This is a genomic window from Paenibacillus sp. DMB20, assembly GCF_000987955.1.
Taxonomy (GTDB): Bacteria; Bacillota; Bacilli; order Paenibacillales; family Paenibacillaceae; genus Paenibacillus_AQ.
Genome location: NZ_LAZU01000022.1, coordinates 81,026 through 98,704, shown reverse-complemented (window position 1 = coordinate 98,704; position 17,679 = coordinate 81,026). Strand labels below are relative to the sequence as shown.

Annotated in this window: 13 protein-coding genes, 2 pseudogenes and 3 riboswitches; of the genes and pseudogenes, 7 read left to right on the top strand and 8 right to left on the bottom strand. The window is 53.4% G+C overall.

Annotated elements, in window-relative coordinates; all coding sequences use genetic code 11:
• Positions 1-61 precede the first annotated feature (61 nt).
• Complete coding sequence (locus XI25_RS10210) at positions 62-790, bottom strand: MOSC domain-containing protein (RefSeq protein WP_046678496.1); 729 nt, start codon at positions 788-790, stop codon at positions 62-64.
• A gap of 185 nt (positions 791-975) precedes the next feature.
• On the opposite strand from XI25_RS10210, the pseudogene XI25_RS10205 reads away from it, so the two are divergent.
• A pseudogene (locus tag XI25_RS10205) lies at positions 976-1,558 on the top strand (TIGR00730 family Rossman fold protein).
• Positions 1,559-1,612: 54 nt separating this feature from the next.
• Here the strand turns inward: XI25_RS10205 and XI25_RS10200 are convergent.
• The 6 genes from XI25_RS10200 to XI25_RS10180 form a co-directional block, all read right to left on the bottom strand.
• Positions 1,613-3,949, bottom strand: coding sequence for a histidine kinase (locus XI25_RS10200; RefSeq protein ID WP_046678495.1), 2,337 nt, complete (start codon positions 3,947-3,949; stop codon positions 1,613-1,615).
• 176 nt (positions 3,950-4,125) lie between these two features.
• Positions 4,126-4,728 (bottom strand): potassium-transporting ATPase subunit KdpC, encoded by a 603-nt coding sequence (gene kdpC, locus XI25_RS10195; protein ID WP_046678494.1) that lies wholly within the window; start codon positions 4,726-4,728, stop codon positions 4,126-4,128.
• A 75-nt stretch (positions 4,729-4,803) separates the two neighbouring features.
• Entirely contained in the window at positions 4,804-6,837 is a 2,034-nt protein-coding gene (kdpB, locus tag XI25_RS10190; RefSeq protein ID WP_046678493.1) for a potassium-transporting ATPase subunit KdpB, read from the bottom strand.
• A gap of 189 nt (positions 6,838-7,026) precedes the next feature.
• Positions 7,027-8,706 (bottom strand): potassium-transporting ATPase subunit KdpA, encoded by a 1,680-nt coding sequence (gene kdpA / locus XI25_RS10185; protein WP_046678492.1) that lies wholly within the window; start codon positions 8,704-8,706, stop codon positions 7,027-7,029.
• A gap of 29 nt (positions 8,707-8,735) precedes the next feature.
• Positions 8,736-8,792 carry a potassium-transporting ATPase subunit F gene (locus tag XI25_RS36810; protein ID WP_442950376.1) on the bottom strand — a complete coding sequence of 19 codons (57 nt, stop codon included), beginning with the start codon at positions 8,790-8,792 and terminating at the stop codon, positions 8,736-8,738.
• A gap of 162 nt (positions 8,793-8,954) precedes the next feature.
• Complete coding sequence (locus XI25_RS10180; protein WP_046678491.1) at positions 8,955-9,365, bottom strand: hypothetical protein; 411 nt, start codon at positions 9,363-9,365, stop codon at positions 8,955-8,957.
• 128 nt (positions 9,366-9,493) lie between these two features.
• Positions 9,494-9,661: riboswitch (cyclic di-AMP (ydaO/yuaA leader) on the bottom strand.
• A gap of 150 nt (positions 9,662-9,811) precedes the next feature.
• A riboswitch (cyclic di-AMP (ydaO/yuaA leader) is annotated at positions 9,812-10,012 on the bottom strand.
• 332 nt (positions 10,013-10,344) lie between these two features.
• A riboswitch (cyclic di-AMP (ydaO/yuaA leader) is annotated at positions 10,345-10,515 on the top strand.
• A gap of 207 nt (positions 10,516-10,722) precedes the next feature.
• On the opposite strand from XI25_RS10180, the gene XI25_RS10175 reads away from it, so the two are divergent.
• Both XI25_RS10175 and XI25_RS10170 read left to right on the top strand, forming a co-directional pair.
• The gene (locus XI25_RS10175) at positions 10,723-11,094 is read left to right on the top strand and encodes a hypothetical protein (protein ID WP_052759555.1); all 372 of its coding nucleotides are present in this window, start codon (positions 10,723-10,725) and stop codon (positions 11,092-11,094) included.
• A 102-nt stretch (positions 11,095-11,196) separates the two neighbouring features.
• Positions 11,197-11,963 (top strand): annotated as a pseudogene (locus XI25_RS10170) (TrmB family transcriptional regulator).
• Between the two features lie 688 nt (positions 11,964-12,651).
• Here XI25_RS10170 and XI25_RS10160 read toward each other — a convergent pair.
• A complete protein-coding gene (locus XI25_RS10160) occupies positions 12,652-13,800 on the bottom strand; it encodes an MFS transporter (RefSeq protein ID WP_235439814.1) in 1,149 nt (382 codons plus the stop codon).
• Positions 13,801-14,157: 357 nt separating this feature from the next.
• Between XI25_RS10160 and XI25_RS36200 the strand changes: the two genes are divergently transcribed.
• From XI25_RS36200 to XI25_RS10145, 4 genes are all read left to right on the top strand, one after another.
• Complete coding sequence (locus XI25_RS36200) at positions 14,158-14,289, top strand: hypothetical protein (protein WP_327204759.1); 132 nt, start codon at positions 14,158-14,160, stop codon at positions 14,287-14,289.
• Complete coding sequence (locus XI25_RS10155) at positions 14,286-15,032, top strand: AraC family transcriptional regulator (RefSeq protein WP_327204758.1); 747 nt, start codon at positions 14,286-14,288, stop codon at positions 15,030-15,032. The genes XI25_RS36200 and XI25_RS10155 overlap by 4 nt, the downstream gene beginning before the upstream one ends.
• Positions 15,033-15,178: 146 nt before the next feature.
• Positions 15,179-16,141: an N-acetylglucosamine kinase gene (locus XI25_RS10150; protein WP_046678488.1), complete on the top strand. Its 963-nt coding sequence runs from the start codon at positions 15,179-15,181 to the stop codon at positions 16,139-16,141.
• A gap of 84 nt (positions 16,142-16,225) precedes the next feature.
• Complete coding sequence (locus XI25_RS10145; protein ID WP_046678487.1) at positions 16,226-17,533, top strand: 6-phospho-beta-glucosidase; 1,308 nt, start codon at positions 16,226-16,228, stop codon at positions 17,531-17,533.
• Positions 17,534-17,679: the final 146 nt, after the last annotated feature.

Here is a 17,679-nt window from a genome sequence, read left to right as displayed (position 1 = left end):
GGATTTCGAATCTCGAAATCCCTTTTGTTTGCTTCTCTTGTTCAATCCAGGCCCCTTCTTTTTATTCAAGAAGCAGGACTTCGTCACCGACATGGATTTTACCCGTTGAGATGACCGAAGCATAAACGCCGAAATGATTGTTTCTTTCTTTGACAACCGTTTTAAGCAAAGTCGCGTCTCGCTCCGCATGTTCAGGATCGATCGTAATAATCATGCATCTTTCGCAATGCCTTTTTAGCTCAATTACCACGTCATTTCCTATTCGTATGCGTTTACCGAACCATCCTTCTTCAATAAAAGGGATCTTTTTCTCTAACGAGATCAGTAAATTAGGGCGAAAACGCCGATAATCAAGTTCTGTTCTTCCCCATATTTCTTTCATTTCATCCACTGAAGCATCCGTTACCAGTTGAATGTGTTCTTCCTCAATGGCCCCTAAAGGCACGTTTGAAGGGGAATACGAAACAAGGGAGACGCTGCGTTTCGATTTGTTTTCCATTTCTTTCGTCAGTTCTTCATCTCCCCATTCAGTTACCTTGCCTTCAGGTGTTATGATTTCGACTTTGGGATATTTCTCCATGGACTCTTCCCCTGCAAATCTTGCCTGATACCGGACCATGTCAGGGAATTGCGTTATGGTTAAAAACTTGCCCTTTCGGGTTTCATCCAAAAAAGCGTGGCTGCGGTCCCCGTACAAACCATATTCCATGATTCTGGTTTCCTGCACGCTTTCTCCGCGGAAAGATTTCACGGGATGGCGGACAATTTCCTGGATATGACCGATTAACATTGATTTTCAACCCCTATACTCATTTCTTTTCGTAAAAGTATAACAAAAGATGGACAAAAAAAAGTTTTCGTTATCAGCTTTAATGCCCTTACAACGCAGTATGTTCTTGGGAGTACATCATTTGAGGTTTTTGCTATAATAAACCTGTAGATAAATAGAAGCGGAATGGGAATGGAGGCTTACTAATGAAAAGAATTGCTGTATTTTGCGGCTCGAGCAACGGGGCGTCCCCGGCGTACAAAGAAGAGGCCGTGCGATTGGGAAAAGAGCTGGCCAAGCGGGGAATCACCCTCGTATATGGAGGAGCCAGCGTCGGCATAATGGGGACCGTAGCGGATGCCGTACTGGAAGAGGGAGGGCAGGTGATCGGCGTCATTCCCAAAATGCTGGAGGACCGGGAAATTTCGCATCGCGGTTTGTCGGAACTGATCATCGTGGACTCCATGCATGAAAGAAAAACGAAAAATGTCCGATCTGGCTGACGGCTTTATCGCGCTGCCCGGAGGTCCCGGAACGCTTGAGGAATTTTTCGAAATCTTCACCTGGGCCCAGTTGGGACTTCATCAGAAGCCTTGCGGCATCCTGAACGTGAACGGCTATTATGATCTGCTCGTTTCCTTTTTCGACCATATGAACGAGCAGCAGTTTTTGCAGGATAAATACCGTTCCATGGCGCTTGTCGGCACCGATCCGGGAGATCTCCTTGACCGGTTCAATACTTATGCCCCGCCTTCCGTGAAAACTTATATTACCGAGGATCAGACATAATCCGAAACGCTTATCTCCAGGCATAGGAAAATCCCCCGGTTCCCAAACAAGGAATCAGGGGATTTTTTTCTTATTACCCGGCTCGTAGTCGGCAACGATAAGCACATCCATATGGCGGGCCTTGCGGATCAAGTCTTTGACGATGCGTCCATTGCGCAAGGGATTCCAGCCGGCCGAAGATCGGGACTGGCCCATAATGAACTGGGTGGCTTGAATTTCGTCCGCTTTGGAGATGAGAAGGGAGGGGATGTCCTTGGAACGGGAGCTTCCCAAGTCATCAAACGTCCCCCCAAGGCGTTCCGTCAAGGCCCGAAGCGAGTTCAGCTTATCAGACCGTTCACGGGACGGAGGCATAGGGGCCTCCTGAAAATACGTAACGTACCAGGTGGCTTTCAATCGGTGGGCAATCCGGAATCCGCGGCGGATGAGGCGTTCCCCCTGACAATCGGCGCTTACGCATACGTAAATCACCTCCTGCCGACGCCACGGCCCCCTTAGGGAACTGCTCCGTTCCCAGGATTCCAGTCTTTCGTCCACATCATCCGCGATTTCCCGCAGCGCCAGTTCCCGCAACGCGATCAGGTTGCCCGTCTTGAAAAAATGGCTTAACGCTTGGGGCACTTTGTCCATGGCGTATATTTTCCCGTCTTTCATCCGCTGCCGCAGGGACTCGGGGGTCACATCGATCAGCTGGACTTCGTCCGCAAGCCGAAGAATTTGGTCGGGGACGGTTTCCCTGACGCGGACCCCGGTGATCTGCTCGACGGCGTCGTTCAGGCTCTCCAGATGCTGAACATTGACCGTGGTGATCACCGAAATGCCCGCCCCAAGAATGTCCAGCACATCCTCGTATCTTTTCTTATGCCTGCTGCCGGGCATGTTCGTATGCGCCAGTTCATCCACCAGCACAACATCGGGATTCCGTCGGATAATTTCCTCCGTGTCCATCTCTTCCAGCCGTGTTCCCCGGTAGTCGATCACTTTTCGGGGGAGGACCTCGAGCTCTCCCACTTGTGTCAACGTATCTTTACGGCCATGGGTTTCTAGCAGGCCTGTTAGCACGTGGAGTCCTTTTTTCAACAGGTCGTTGCCTTCCCGCAGCATCGTGTAGGTTTTGCCGACGCCGGGAGCGGCGCCGATGTATACCTTAAAGCGGCCACGCTTGAGCTGTTCGATTTTGTGGTCCAGCTCCTGGGAATTCAGCCGGTGGAACGGCTCCGAAGGTCCCGGGGGAGGATTGATCCGCGCCGGAAGGATGCGCTCGCCTTCCAGCTCGGCACGGTCCGCCACGACAAAAATATCGATGCCCCTCGTTTTTCGGATCAGATCGTGGATGATGGAGCCCTGCCGCAGCTCCTGCCATCTTGTCTGCTTGGAGTGGCCGAGAACGATTCGGGTCACATGATGCTCAAGCGCGTAGGCCATCAGCACATCTGCGAGCTTTTTGCGGGAGCTTAATGGCAGCTCGTCGAATTTGGCTCCGATCCGCTCCGCCAGTTTCCGCATGGAGCGGCGGAATGCAGCCTGTTCCTTGCCCAGCTCCTTATTCGGGCTCACAAACGTAACGACGAGCAGGTCGCCGTTCAGCCTCTTCGCGATTTGCTGTCCGCGACGCATGTAGATGGAGCCGTTCCAGTGGTACTGGGTAGATACCAATATGCGCTCATCCGCCCCGGAGGGTCCGAGAAGCCCCAGTTCCTTGCGGTATCTTTCCAGGGAGTCGTTTACCCCTTCGGCGACAAGGCGCAGGGTCAGCTCGCGCAATACCGCCAGATTGCCGTGTTTGAACACATCCCTGCCGTTTCCGGATAATCCGTCAGCCGCGCGAAGAAGCATCGTTTCCGGCGTGACGTCGATCAGCACGACCTCGTCAGCCAGCTCCAGCGTATCGGGCGGAACCGTTTCGACGGCACGGATGCCGGTCAGGCGGCTTGCGATCTCCTGCACGTCCTCCAGCTCATAGACATTGACCGTGGTAATGACGCTGATGCCGTGGCCGAGCAGGCATTGTATATCTTCCAGCCGGGTCCGGTGCAGCGCGCCGCTGCGGTTTCTATGCGCGAGACCATCAACCAGCACGACTTCGGGATTGCGCTTCAGAAGCAGGTCGAGATTCAGGTCTTTTCGCTCCTCGCCGTCCTTGTACCAGTGGATGCTGGGCACCCGTTCCAGATCGCCGATCTGCTCCACGGTTTCCGGTCGCTGCATGGTGGACACCGCACAGATGACCACATCAATCCCCTGCTGCTTCAAGGTCTGCCCTTCGCGCAGCATATGATACGTTTTGCCGGAGCCGCTGACGGCCCCGATATAAACCTTAAGCCGACCCTGATGAAGCTTTGAGATGGAGAGCAGGATTTCCTCGGGCGATTTCCTTCTGAACTGGTGCATGGGCTCATCACACTCCTTACAGCTAATTCTAAAAAAATAATTTCTATCATGCCTGCTGTAGACCTAATTTTGAAACCCGCAAAATAAAGGGCAAAAGCCGGGCCCCTCCAAAAAGGAGAGAGCCGGCCGCCTATGGACGACGAAGTCCTTTACTGCATCAGTATGCTGCGAAATACTCACTTGAGCAATTCGCTTAGGGCAAGGTTCAATTTGAGCACATTGACGCGGGGTTCCCCGAACACGCCCAGATCGCGTCCTTCGACATGTTCATCAACCAACTTTTGGAGATCGTTTTCGGATATGCCGGTGAGCTTGCTGATTCTTGGAATCTGGACCTCGGCAGATTTAGGTGAAATGTGCGGATCCAGCCCGGAACCGGAGTTCGTTACAAGATCAATCGGAACCTCGCTGACCGGCACGTCGGGATTATTTTGCTTCCAAGCCTCGATGGAAGTCTTGGTTCTTTCGATCAAGTCCGGGTTGGAGGGAGCATAGTTATTGCTTCCGGAGCCTGCTCCATTGTTGTCGATACTCGATACCCTTCCTTGAAAAAATTTCGGGTCTTTAAAATTCTGGCCGATGAGCTCCGAGCCGACGACCTTTCCCGAGCCGTCCTTCAGCAGGCTGCCGTTCGCCTGATCCGGCATAAGCAGCTGTGCCGCCCCAGTCGTGACAAGGGGGTATACCATTCCGCACAGGACGATAAATACCAGACTTGCTCGCAGCGCAATGCTAAACGAAAAGCGTGCCGCGTCTCCTTTTTTTTTGCTCCGTGTTATTCATCCTTTTCGATCCTTTCCATATCTGTCTTCAAAAAATATCTCTTATTCTCTATCTCTAAGGTTTAATTGCCGTCACATCCACAGCTGGACAAACATATCGATCAGCTTGATTCCGATAAACGGAACGATAACGCCGCCCAAGCCATAAATGAAAATGTTGCGCTGGAGCAGCTTGGTGGAACTCATCGGCTTATAGGCTACGCCTTTCATGGCAAGCGGGATCAGCAGCGGGATAATGACGGCGTTAAAGATCAGCGCCGACAGAATCGCCGACGCGGGGGAACCCAGCCCCATGACATTCAACGCGTTCATGCTTGGAATCGCCGCGGTAAACATGGCCGGAATGATGGCAAAATATTTCGCCACATCGTTCGCGATACTGAACGTCGTCAGCGCGCCGCGGGTCATCAGCAGCTGCTTTCCGATCGCCACCACTTCAATGATTTTCGACGGGTCGGAATCCAGATCGACCATGTTGGCGGCTTCCTTCGCGGCGGTCGTTCCGCTGTTCATCGCCAGCCCGACATCGGCCTGAGCGAGCGCGGGCGCGTCGTTCGTGCCGTCGCCGGTCATGGCGACCAGCTTGCCTTCGGCCTGCTCCCTGCGGATGACGGCGATTTTGTCCTCCGGCTTGCTTTCGGCGATGAAATCATCGACGCCGGCTTCGCGGGCTATGGTCGCCGCGGTAAGCGGGTTGTCGCCCGTACACATGATCGTTTTGATGCCCATTTTGCGCAGCTGGTCGAAACGTTCTTTCATCCCAGGCTTTACGGTATCTTTCAGGTAGATCAGTCCATAAATGACATGGTCTACCGCAACGGCCAACGGCGTTCCGCCTTCGGTAGCGATCGCATCGCTTTTGGCGGTCAGGTCGGACGGAATAGTGCCTCCCTGGGACTGCACCCAGGACTTCACGGCGTCGACGGCGCCTTTGCGGACTCTTCGGCCGTCATTTAAATCCATGCCGCTCATCCGGGTTTCGGCCTTGAACTCGACAAATTCAGCGCCGTTTGCAAGGTGTTCGTTAAATTTGAGATCTTCTTTTTTCATGAGCTCGAGCACCGAGCGGCCTTCCGGCGTTTCGTCCAGTACCGAGCTGACCGCGGCCCACTCGGCAACGTCCCCGACCTGGTGCGATCCGACCGGAATGAACCGGCTGGCCATCCGGTTGCCGAACGTGATCGTTCCCGTTTTATCGAGAATCATCGTGTTGATGTCGCCGGCGGCTTCAACCGCCTTGCCCGACATGGCCAGCACGTTGAATTGCGTCACCCGGTCCATGCCCGCAATCCCGATGGCGGACAACAGGCCGCCGATGGTCGTTGGAATGAGGCAGACGAGGAGCGAGATAAGCACCGGAACGGAAAGCTCGATGCCAAGGTATTTGGCGATGGGCGCAAGGGTGACGACCACGATCAGGAAGATGAGCGTCAGCACGGTCAACAGGGTGTTCAGCGCGATCTCGTTCGGCGTTTTCTGACGGGATGCGCCTTCGACCAGGGAGATCATCCGGTCGATAAACGATTCGCCCGGATCGCTGGTGATCCGGACCTTGATCGTATCGCTGACCACTCGGGTTCCGCCGGTGACGGAGCTGAAGTCGCCTCCGGCTTCTTTAATGACCGGCGCGGATTCCCCGGTAATCGCCGATTCGTCGACGGACGCAAGGCCGGCAACGACCTCGCCGTCGCCGGGAATCATTTCGCCCTGCGTGACGACGACGATATCCCCTTTGCGTAAATCGGTGGAAGGGATGCGCTTGATGCCGCCGCCTTCCAAAACTTTGTTCGCGGCGATTTCTTTTTTGGATTGCTTCAGGGAATCGGCCTGCGCTTTGCCGCGACCCTCTGCCAGAGCTTCCGCGAAATTGGCAAACAAAACGGTAAACAGCAAAATCAGAAATACGGTCACGTTAAAGCCAATGCTGTTTTCCGTGCCGAAGTAGCCTGGAAAGAGAGTCATGAGCAGGACGATAAAGGTGCCGACCTCTACGACAAACATGACCGGATTTTTCATCATGGTTACGGGGTTCAGCTTGATAAAGCTGTCCTTCAGCGCTTGGCGGACCATGTCCCCTGATAAACTTGTTTTACGATTGTTCTTCATTGAGATAATCCACCTTTTCTATTAGTGCGTGTTCAAAAAGTGAAGGTTGGATGAAGCCAGGAATTTTCGAAGCGAAGCGTAGGCAAACCTATGCGAGCATCGGAAATTCCGGCTGAATTCAAGATTCGATGTCGAGTCAGCTTCTTGATTTGCCTCGTGATCAAAAGTCGACTTTTTGAACAACCTCTATTAACGGATCGTTAAATATTCGGCGATCGGACCTAGCACGATGACGGGCAGGAACGTAAGCGCGCCGATAATGAGGACTACCGCGATCAGGATCATGGCGAACAGCTTGTTATCCGTGCGGAAGGTGCCGAGCGTTTCGGGGACCCACTGCTTTCGCAGCAGCGAACCGCCTACCGCCAGAAGCACGATCATCGATATATAACGGCCGAAGAGCATGACAAGCCCGGTCGAAATGTTCCAGAACGGCGAGTTGTCCGCAAGTCCTTCAAAGCCGGAGCCGTTGTTCGCGGCCGAGGAAGTATATTCATAGAGCACCTGGGAAATCCCGTGGAAGCCCGCGTTGGTGATTCCGGCTTGACCGGCATCGGTCATTAAAGCCAGGGCGGTCGGCGCCAGAATGATGAAAGGATGCGCCAGGATGGCGATCGCAATCAGCTTCATCTCGCGCGCTTCGATTTTCCGTCCCAGAAATTCAGGAGTTCTGCCGACCATCAGCCCCGCCAGGAATACCGCCAGAATGGCGTACATGAGCATATTCATCAGGCCCACGCCTTTCCCGCCGAACACGGAGTTCAGCATCATCAGGGCCAGCGGGGTAATGCCGCCAAGCGGAGTCAAGGTGTCGTGCATGTTGTTGACGGACCCGGTCGTCGCCGCTGTCGTGACCGTGGTGAACAGGGCAGACTGCGCGATACCGAACCGGACCTCCTTGCCCTCCATGCTGCCTTGGGAGGCATCGATCCCCAGCCGGTTCATCTGCGGATTGCCATTAGACTCCGATACATACACCAGCGATAGAAATGCGATAAACAGAACGAGCATGGCGGAGAAAATAATCCAGCCCTGTTTGCGGTTCTTGGCAAACAAACCGAAAGTGTAAGGCAAGGCTGCCGCAATGCACCACATCGATAATATTTCGATGACGTTGGTCAGTGGACGCGGATTCTCGAACGGGTGCGAGGAGTTTACGCCAAAATGTCCGCCCCCGTTCGTGCCGAGGTGCTTGATCGATTCCAAAGCCGCCACCGGACCGACGGAAATTTGCTGTTCGGCGCCTTCCATCGTCGTGACCTGGATCGTTGGTTTCAGCGTCTGCGGAACATTTAGGGCGACCAGCGCCAAGGCCACGATAAAAGCGAGCGGGATGAGCACCCGGGTATGCGCTTTGACGAAATCCTCAAAAAAGTTTCCGATCGTCGTTCCCCGGCTGGTAATCGCCCGGATAAACGCGATCGCCACGCACAGGCCGGTTGCGGCCGAGGTAAACATCATCATAGTGATGACCGCCATTTGCGAGAAGTAGGAAAGCCCCGACTCCCCGCTGTAATGCTGAAGGTTGGTATTGGTCATGAAGCTGATGATCGTATTGAATGACAGAGTCGGTTCCATATTATCAATGCCGTTCGGGTTAAACGGCAAAACCTTTTGCAGCCGCAGGATCAGGTAACCCGCGGCAACCAGTACGATGTTCGTGATCACAAAGCTGAGCGCATACCCTTTCCAGGTCATGCCTTTGCGATCCTTAAGCCCGATCAGCCGGAAGATCGGCTTTTCAGCCCAGCCAAACCACCGGTCGGTACGGTTCTTTTCATTTCCGAACACGTGGTATAAATAGGTCCCCAGGGGCTTAACGAGCAGCACCAGAACCAGAATGACGATGGCAATTTGCAAAATGCCCATGATTGATGACTTCCTCCTTCAATGACACCCTAGAATTTTTCCGGGTGAATCAGCGCGTAGATCAAATACAGAAAAATAAAGATCATAAAGGCCATGATAATAATCATCGATGATCAGCCTCCGGTTCGTGGACCACGCGTCCGCACCAGGATAAGAACAAGGTGAACAGGGCGTAGGTTCCTCCGAGAATGAGCACCATGTACAGGTCTTGCATGGGAATTCCTCCTTGGATTGATGTGCTTTTCGGCCTAGCCGACAAGAGACGATAGTAAAAAGGAAACGTTGTTGTTGTTCGTGTGAAGCACGAAGGTTGCACCGAGTCCTTTATAGATCAGTCTGGGATTGCTCGAATGGGTGACGACATAAATCGGATCCGAGGTCCAGGTACGGCATATCCGCAAGTAACGGCAGCACAGGTTCAGGCTGCTTTCGAACAGGAACACCTTGCTGACCGAAAACTCCGGAATGATCCAGGTCTGTTCATCCGCGGTGTCGAGCATGATGATATGCTTGGCGCCGATTCGGCATAGACGCTCCCGTTCCGCCCGGTTGTTCGCGATCGCGGCAAACGGGATATCGTTTCTAATGAGCTGAAGAATAAATTCTTCCCCAGCTTTGGTTGGAGCGGATACAACGACCAAGCTCTGTGGTTTTTCCATGGTTCTCCTCCTGTACATTGGAGAGAGAAGGCAACAAAAAAGAAGCCTTGCGGTAGGAGAGCAGAGCGCACTCTTCCCGCGGCTTCTTACGGCACAGCGAAACACGCCGTGCCCTGCACGCGACAATGGTTGCCTCTCCCGATACGCTTACGAGGTTAGCTGACGGATTCGGGCGTGAGAGTCGCCCTACCCGAATAACGGCTGCCACCGTCTTCGGGATTCACCCCGGAGAGCTTAACAGCTCCCGTTTGGTTCCCCCGTTCCTTTTCCATTCAAGGACTCAGCGAAAGTAAATAGTTGGATTTTGCAAATAAGTTATAATTTTCAGAAAAAGTGTAAAAAAACCACAGAGGCATTAAGCCCTGTGGTCGTATTGATCGATCACAAGCTTCATCATCCTCTCCAAAAACAGAGATTTTCCTGCAGTGAAACGTGCCATGCGGAAAATATGCTCCGTTCAACGCTTACGAGGTTAGCTGACGGATTCGGGCGGTGAGAGTCGCCCTACGCGAAACGTAAACCCATGGTTGTTTACGATCCGCGATTCACCCCTGAAATGATCCGGACGGCTCTCACACCATCCGCTTCATCTCTTGTTTGGTTCCCCCGCTTCCCTGCACAACAGGGAAATTCAGCGATTGCAATGAAAACTGGTTAATTCATGATTCGTATCATATTCCTTGCAGCCTGTTCTGTAAACGTGACCTGCATCACGTTTACAGCTTTTTCATTGGGGAAGAAAGGATAAACACCATTAGATCTCTTAAATACTGCTCAACGCTATGTATTTCTCTGTATTTCTCCAATTTCACGAAAAAGCGTGAGATAACGTGAAAATGAAGCGATAATGGCTGATAAGTTTCATTGAATGCGTTTTCCTTCGCGGAATCGGACGAATATGTTAAATACTGGCATCCAAACGGAGGTTTACTCCATGAGAATCAAGGCGTATGATTCAGCCAATGCAGCCAAACCAATCAGTATGTTATCGCTGAGCTCCCAGCCAGGGAGACGGGGGAACCAAATCGCCGAAAACGCCGGCGAATGGGGTGAATCCTAAGAGTCTGTTCCATAACGGGAAGACTTGCAGGTAGGGCGCTCTCAAGCCCGAATCCGTCAGCTAACCTCGTAAGCGTCATTGAGAGAGAACACCATCCATGTGAAACGCAGCCGGCAACGGCATGCCGTCAAAGCCTGGACAGAGGAGTTTCTCTGCTCACGGGTTTTTTTGTGCTGCTTCCAAGCCTTTTGAAAAGGAGAAGACCTATGTCGACCAAACAAACGGATTCGCTGTCCCCGTGCTTTTCCGAACCTGAATGCAGCAGTTTGACCATCCGTTACATGGAGGTTTTTCGTTTTGACGGCAGCTCGGCTGAGCGTCTTATTCCATGGGGGGGGAAAGCTGTATAATTGCGGTTTGCTGAAAATATGCAGCGGAGCAAAAGCCGGGTATGCGGAATATGTCTTGCCGGATACGAGGGAGTATGCCGATATTGTCCGGTGGGCGTCGATATTCTCGCGCCTGAAAGGACTGACGGTCGCGGATGCCGTCCACTGCGTGGAGCAAAACCGGACGGAGTGGGGAATACACCGGACGATGCTGGCCGAGGCCGCGCTGACCGACTTGGCTGCCCATATCAGACGGCGCGATGAGCGCCGGCATCTTGGCGGCATTCCGCTGGAACGTTCCTTTTTGATGGACTGCTCCCGGGCTTATTATACGTTTTAACCGGGGCGGTCCCGACTTGTGCGCGCTTGGTTCACCGGACTGGTCAAGCGTCTCGGAGTCCGGTAACATAGAGGGTAACAAGTGAAGATACAAGGAGGAGCCATGCTTCTACAATTCGGATATTCTCAGTATGAGAGCAAAGTCTATGAAACGCTGGTCACGGGCGGCGAAGCGATGGATGCTTCAAGCATCGTCAAACTGTCGGGCGTTCCGAAGGCTAAAATATACGAAGTGCTTGACCGGCTGGTGGACAAAGGCATCGTCATGGATACCATATCCGGCAAAAAAAAGGACATATACCGCCCTCCCGGTCGAAGCGGTCATCGACAAGCTGACGCACGAGTTCGAGGACGATATCAAAAAACTCCGTGAAGTCGGCGTCCGCAAAACCATCGTGGACGACCAGGTATGGAGCCTGAAATCGCACAGTTCGATCCAGGCATTCTGCAGGCAGATGATCGAGGAGGCCCAGGAATCGGTGCTCGTCTCCATGTGGAGCGAAGAGTTCTCCGAAATCACCGAGCTCCTGAACCGCAAGGAGCGCGAAGGCGTGCGGGTGGAGGCCTTGGTGACGGGCCAGGACTATCCGGAGATGTCGCTGTCCAAGCTGTATGTGCTGAAGCCCATGGCCGATCATGATAAGCTGGAGCGTTTTTATGCTGCTTGTGACGGATACGAAGCAGCTGCTGTTTGCGGCCGTGGAACAAGGCAGCTGGCAGGCGATAAGGACGCAGGCCCAGCCGTTTGTAAAGGTGTTCGCCGAATTTTTCTATCACGATATGGCGCTTACGGCATTCAGCCGCAAATACCCTGAGGAAATGTTCAAGGATGAAGAGATCAAATCGCTCCTGCTGCGGCTGCGGTACTAAGCGGGCACCCGTTTTGCCCGTCTGGGGAGTAACGTGGGATCTCGAAGCTCTGAAACGAATTCAGGCAGCTGTTCATTGCAATTTCATGTCTTTGTATTTGATATCCAGCAAAGTGTCACGATTAAGGGGAATGGTTCCAGGGTAGATTATTTCTATTGTGGAATGATTCCCCTTTCGTTTCATTTTCGGCACCAGACATGCCCATCCATGGTTGTTCATGCTGAGCGGGTGCTCTAACGGACAATGGATTCCGTTAAACGCGATTTTGAGCATGAAAACAAACGTAACGGACATAGGATCCGTTAGAGGATGATTTGGAGGCAGTTTACTCCTGATTTGGTTCTTTAACGGATATGTCCGTTAAACCTGCGGGCCTGGCGATTTTTGCAGTTTAAGCGCCGGATATGTCCGTTAGAGTTGCTATGCTATGCGATGTGTCTAAAGGGGGATCCCTAAAAGTTAATGACCCTTCGTTCTTTTGGGCAAGCTGCCATTGGGTTTCTGCCTGAAAATTTAAAGTGCAGCGCAAATGATAATAGCCCCCGGCATGATGCTGCCGGGGGCTTGCGTGCATGATGACATCCAAGATACATTGCGTGTTGGGATGCAAGATACATTGCGTATTCAAAATTAATTATGTGTATAGTGGAATTCAAGCGGCAACAATCAGGTCAAGCTCCGTCCGTCTCTACAGCTGTTCAGCCGATAGGGAAGACGTTGACGCCGGTTTCTCCTTGGCCGGAGCCGAACCGCGGCTTAGCGAGTAAGCTGCGACGCCGAACGCTGCGGCTGCAATCAGGCCGCCAACCCAAGGGTTGTTGGATACGGAGCTATGCTCAATCACCGTGCTGCCGATGATGGAGCCCATCGCAATCCCCAGATGGAGCATGGAGGAATTCAGGCTGAGCTGGGTTTCCGCATTGTCGGGAGCAAGCTGCAGCAGATAGGTCTGCTGAGCGGGCGAGATCGCCCAGCTGAGCGCGCTCCAGATCATCATGGCGATCAGGAATACCCAAAATGAAATCTGGGCGGTTAACAGCACCACGAACATGGACAGCGAGAAGCACGCAACGATAACCAAAATCGCACGCTTGGTGCCAAACCGGTCGGCGATCCAGCCGCCCGCGCCGCCGCCGGAAACGGCCGCGATGCCGAACAGGAAGTATACCAAGCTCATCATGGCCGGACTAACCTGGAAGGTAGATTCCACGAATGGTTGAAGGTATCCGTACAGGGTCAGATGTCCGGTCAGCAAGAGCAGAACGATAAGCTGAGCGCTGATAATTTTGCCGTTCTTCAACAAGGCCAGCTGTTCCCGCAGCGGAATGACCGGGCTTGGGGCGGTACGTTTGGTGAACATCGCGATACCGGCCATGGCCAGCAGGCTTAAGACCGCAATGACGAGAAACGGAGCGCGCCAGCCGTAGGCGTTGCCGATCATCATGCCGAGCGGTACGCCGAGAACGAGGGAACCGCTGATGCCCATATAAATAATGCCGATGGCGCGCCCCTTATGGGTCTCGGGTACAAGGGACGCAGCCAGGGAAACCGACAGGACGACGATGACCGACCCGCTCATGGCGGATAAAGCACGGGCTGCGATAATCGCCGCATAACTTGATGTGAAGGCAACGATGACATTGCTGATCATGAAAACAGCCATCGTGTACAGGTAAAGCTTTTTCCGTTCCATTTTGGCCGTCACGTTAATCAATATCGGGCCGGAAAGCGCAAAGGAGATGGAAAAAATCGTGATGAACTGTCCCGCAGAGCCGATCGAGATGCGGAGATCTTCTGCGATGAGATTCAGAATGCCTCCGACGATGAGTTCGACCATCCCGACGACAAACGCCGCAATGGCCAGTATATATACGCGAAAATTCAAAAAGACACATCCTTATCCCATATAGATTCGATATAAAAGTTACCACCATTATAGTAACCACTTTTAAAGAATGCAACCTTTTTTCAAAGCCTTTATGCGGAACGGGCTATTTCCTCACTTTTTGTTACCGCCGATCTTATTGTGGCAAACGGGCCATGACCTGGCGGACCCAGCGTGTTAATATGTGATTGAATCTGCTTTAAACGATGCCTTCCCGGTGCTGAAAAACCGGACTATAAAACACGGATTTGAAGTAGACAAGAGGGGCCTTTCATAGGACCGCGATATAGCTTGGAGGTGATTTGCCGAATGGACAGGCCTCAAACGGTGACGTGTGATCATGTTGAATACCCGGACACGTCCTTTCCATTCACGGCGGCGACAACGGAAGGGGTTAGTCCCGGCTTCCAGCGTCTGCATTGGCATCAAGCCTGGAGATGAATTATATCCGAAGGGGGAACGGTTATTACCTGATTAACGGCATGAAAATCCCGTTCCAAGAAGGAGACATTCTTTTTATTAACACCAATGACCTGCACCGGGCTTTTGAAACGAGCGATCTGGTGATGGATATCATCATGTTTGATCCTTCGCTGCTCGCGATCGATTTGAAGTACGATCCCGGGCTGATGAGGCCTTTCCGGGAAGCCGGCGTCCATTTCGGTCATATCATAACCCGGGATGTACCCGTCTGCCGGGAGCTGGGGGAAATCTTTCAACGGATGATGAAGGAGTATCGCGTAAGGGACGATGCTTACATGAGCCTGATCCGGGCGGATCTGATCCGTTTCCTGGGGCTCGTTCACCGGTCTTTGAAGGAGCCTCTTCAGCATGTTGTTCCGATGGCCGTGAAATTCAGGGGCATGCATGCGCTTAGAGAAGTTCTGCATACGATGGAATTGAATCTCGACTACAGCTGGACCCTGAATGAACTGGCGGGCATCGCTCATCTAAGTCCGTCCCGGTTCAGCGCGCTGTTTCATCAAGCGGTCGGTACCTCGCCGCTGAATTATCTGATCCAGCTGCGGCTGACGCGTGCGGTTCATCTGCTGGAGACGACCGACTCCAAAATTATCGGCATAGCCGAGCAGTGCGGATTCCGCAATCTTTCCAACTTTAACCGGCTGTTCAAGCAGCACATCGGCTTGTCGCCAAGCGAGCTTCGGGAGCGTTCAAATCCGTGAGAAGCTCCCCGTAAGGGGACTTCATGGGAGAACAGTAAGATTGTATCAGTTGATGCTCGTATAACAGTAGTCCGGTTAGGCGCATAAGGATTATCTTGAACATATAACGCAAGCATGACTCGCGAAAAGCGAGAAGGGGTGAGGATATGAAGAGGTATCTGGGCGTGGATGCCGGCGCGAGCAAGACCCATGCCGTCGTGATCGACGAGCACGGCCATGTGCTGGGCAAAGGCATGGCTGGCAACGGCAATCACCAGCTTGGCCGCGACGTGGCGGAACGAAATATCCGGGACGCATGCGACGGTGCGCTCGCCGAAGCCGGATTGTCCAAGGAAGATATCCGGTTTGCCTATTTCGGGCTGGCGGGGGCAGACCGCGAGCCGGACTATGCCATTTTGCGGCCGATGATCGGAAGCCTTGGATTCCCGAGGCACGACATTGCGTGCGATACGATGATCGGTATGCGGGCAGGCACGAACCGTCCCTATGGGGCGGCCATTATTTGCGGAACGGGGTTTAACAGCGCGGCGCGAAATGCGGCCGGGCAGGAGCTTCAGTACGGCGGCTTCGGGTTCAAATTCGGGGATGGCTACGCCGGAGGTTCGGGCCTCGCGTTGCTCGGATTCCGAACGGTAATCCGGGCCTGGGACGGCCGGGGACCAAAAACGCAGCTTACGCCGCTCGTATTGGAGCATATGGGTTACGCCTCGGTGGAAGCGATGTATGAAGACGTGCTGTATGGAAAAACGATTCCGGCGAGCCTTGTAAAAACGGTGCTTGAGGCGGCAGCGGCCGGGGATGCCGAAGCCATTTCGATTCTGGAGACGGAAGGCGAGGAGCTCGGCAATGCCGTCTGTGCCTTGATCGAGCGTTTGGGCATGGAGAATGAGACGTTTGATATCGTGTACATTGGAAGCGTTTTGAATAAGGGCAACAGCCTCATTCTGTCCGATGCCATTGAGCGCGTCGTGGCAAAACGGGCACCTCATGCCTCCTGCGTGCGCCTGACCTCCGACCCGGTGGCCGGGGCGCTGATGAGCGCATTGGAAGCGGATGGGCAGGTTATTGACGCCGCGACGGAAGCAAGACTGAAATCCTTATCGTTTTAAGCGGACGAGGCTTGGAGTTTGTTAAGTTGAAGCAACTCCGCTCTTATAAATCATAAGCCAAGAATAAAATTGGAGGCGATTGAAGTGACAGCATCATCCGGTCTCAAAATCACCGTAATCGGCGGGGGTTCCTCTTATACGCCGGAAATCGTGGAAGGCTTCATTCGGAATTATGACCAGATGCCGATCCGCGAGCTGTGGTTCGTGGATATCGAGGAAGGGAAGCACAAGCTGGACATTGTAGGCAACCTGGCCAAGCGCATGGTCGAGAAATCCGGCCTGCCGATCGAAGTTCACCTGACGCTCGACCGCAGACGCGCCATCGAAGGCGCGGACTTCGTTACGACTCAAATGCGGGTCGGCCTGTTAGCCGCTCGTAAACTGGACGAACACATCCCGATCAAGCATGGGGTGATCGGACAGGAAACGACGGGACCCGGGGGCATGATGAAAGCGCTGCGTACCGTCCCGGTTATTTTGGACATTTGCCGTGACATTGAGGAGCTGGCGCCGAATGCGTGGATGCTGAACTTCACCAACCCGGCAGGCATCGTAACGGAAGCCGTATTGAAGCACAGCAAGGTCCGTTCGGTCGGATTATGCAACTCCCCGATTAACTTCCAGAAGTTCCTTGCTGCGGAATATGGCGTGCCCGAAAAGGACGCGCTGCCCGAATTTGTGGGAATCAACCATCTGCATTGGGTAACGTCGGCGTTGGTACGCGGGGAAGAGAAGCTTCCGGAGCTGCTGGACGGCGGCAAAACCTACACGGCGAAAAACGTGCCGACGCTCGGTTGGGATCCCGATTTCCTGAAATCGTTGGGCGCGATTCCGACCTATTATTTGAAATACTTCTATATGACCGACAAAATGTTCGCGGACATGAAGGCTTCGCTTGAAAAAGACGGAACCCGTGCCGACGTTGTCAGTCGCGTGGAAGAGGAACTGTTCGAGCTGTATAAGGACGTAAACCTCGACGTGAAGCCGAAGCAGCTGGAACAGCGGGGCGGAGCCTATTACTCCGAGGCAGCGGTGAATCTGATGAACTCCATCTATAACGACCGCAGGGATATCCAGGCTCTGAACGTGGCGAACGGCAATACTTTTGATTTCCTGCCGAAAGATGCGAGCATCGAGGTCAACTGCGTCGTGACGGGTCAAGGCCCGATCCCGCTCGCTCCGCAGCATGTTCCCGAGCATGTTAAGGGGCTGATGCACGCCGTCAAGGTGTATGAAAAATTAACGATCGACGCCGCCATAACCGGCGACCGGGGCATCGCCTTGCAGGCGCTGGCGCATCATCCGCTCGTTCCGTCCGTCGAGGTCGCGAAAAAGGTGCTGGATGAACTGCTGGAAGCGCACAAGCCGTATCTGCCGGCATTTTTTAAATAAAGCCGGGGTAAATTAGGCGCATCATGCCGCCCTTGTAGTTTAGGCATATACAGAAGCCTCCCGTTTATGGAGAGGGTCGGCCGTATGGCTGAAGCCGCTCTTTCATGGGAGGCTTCGCTGGTTGAAGGCTGAATTTTGGCGAACAT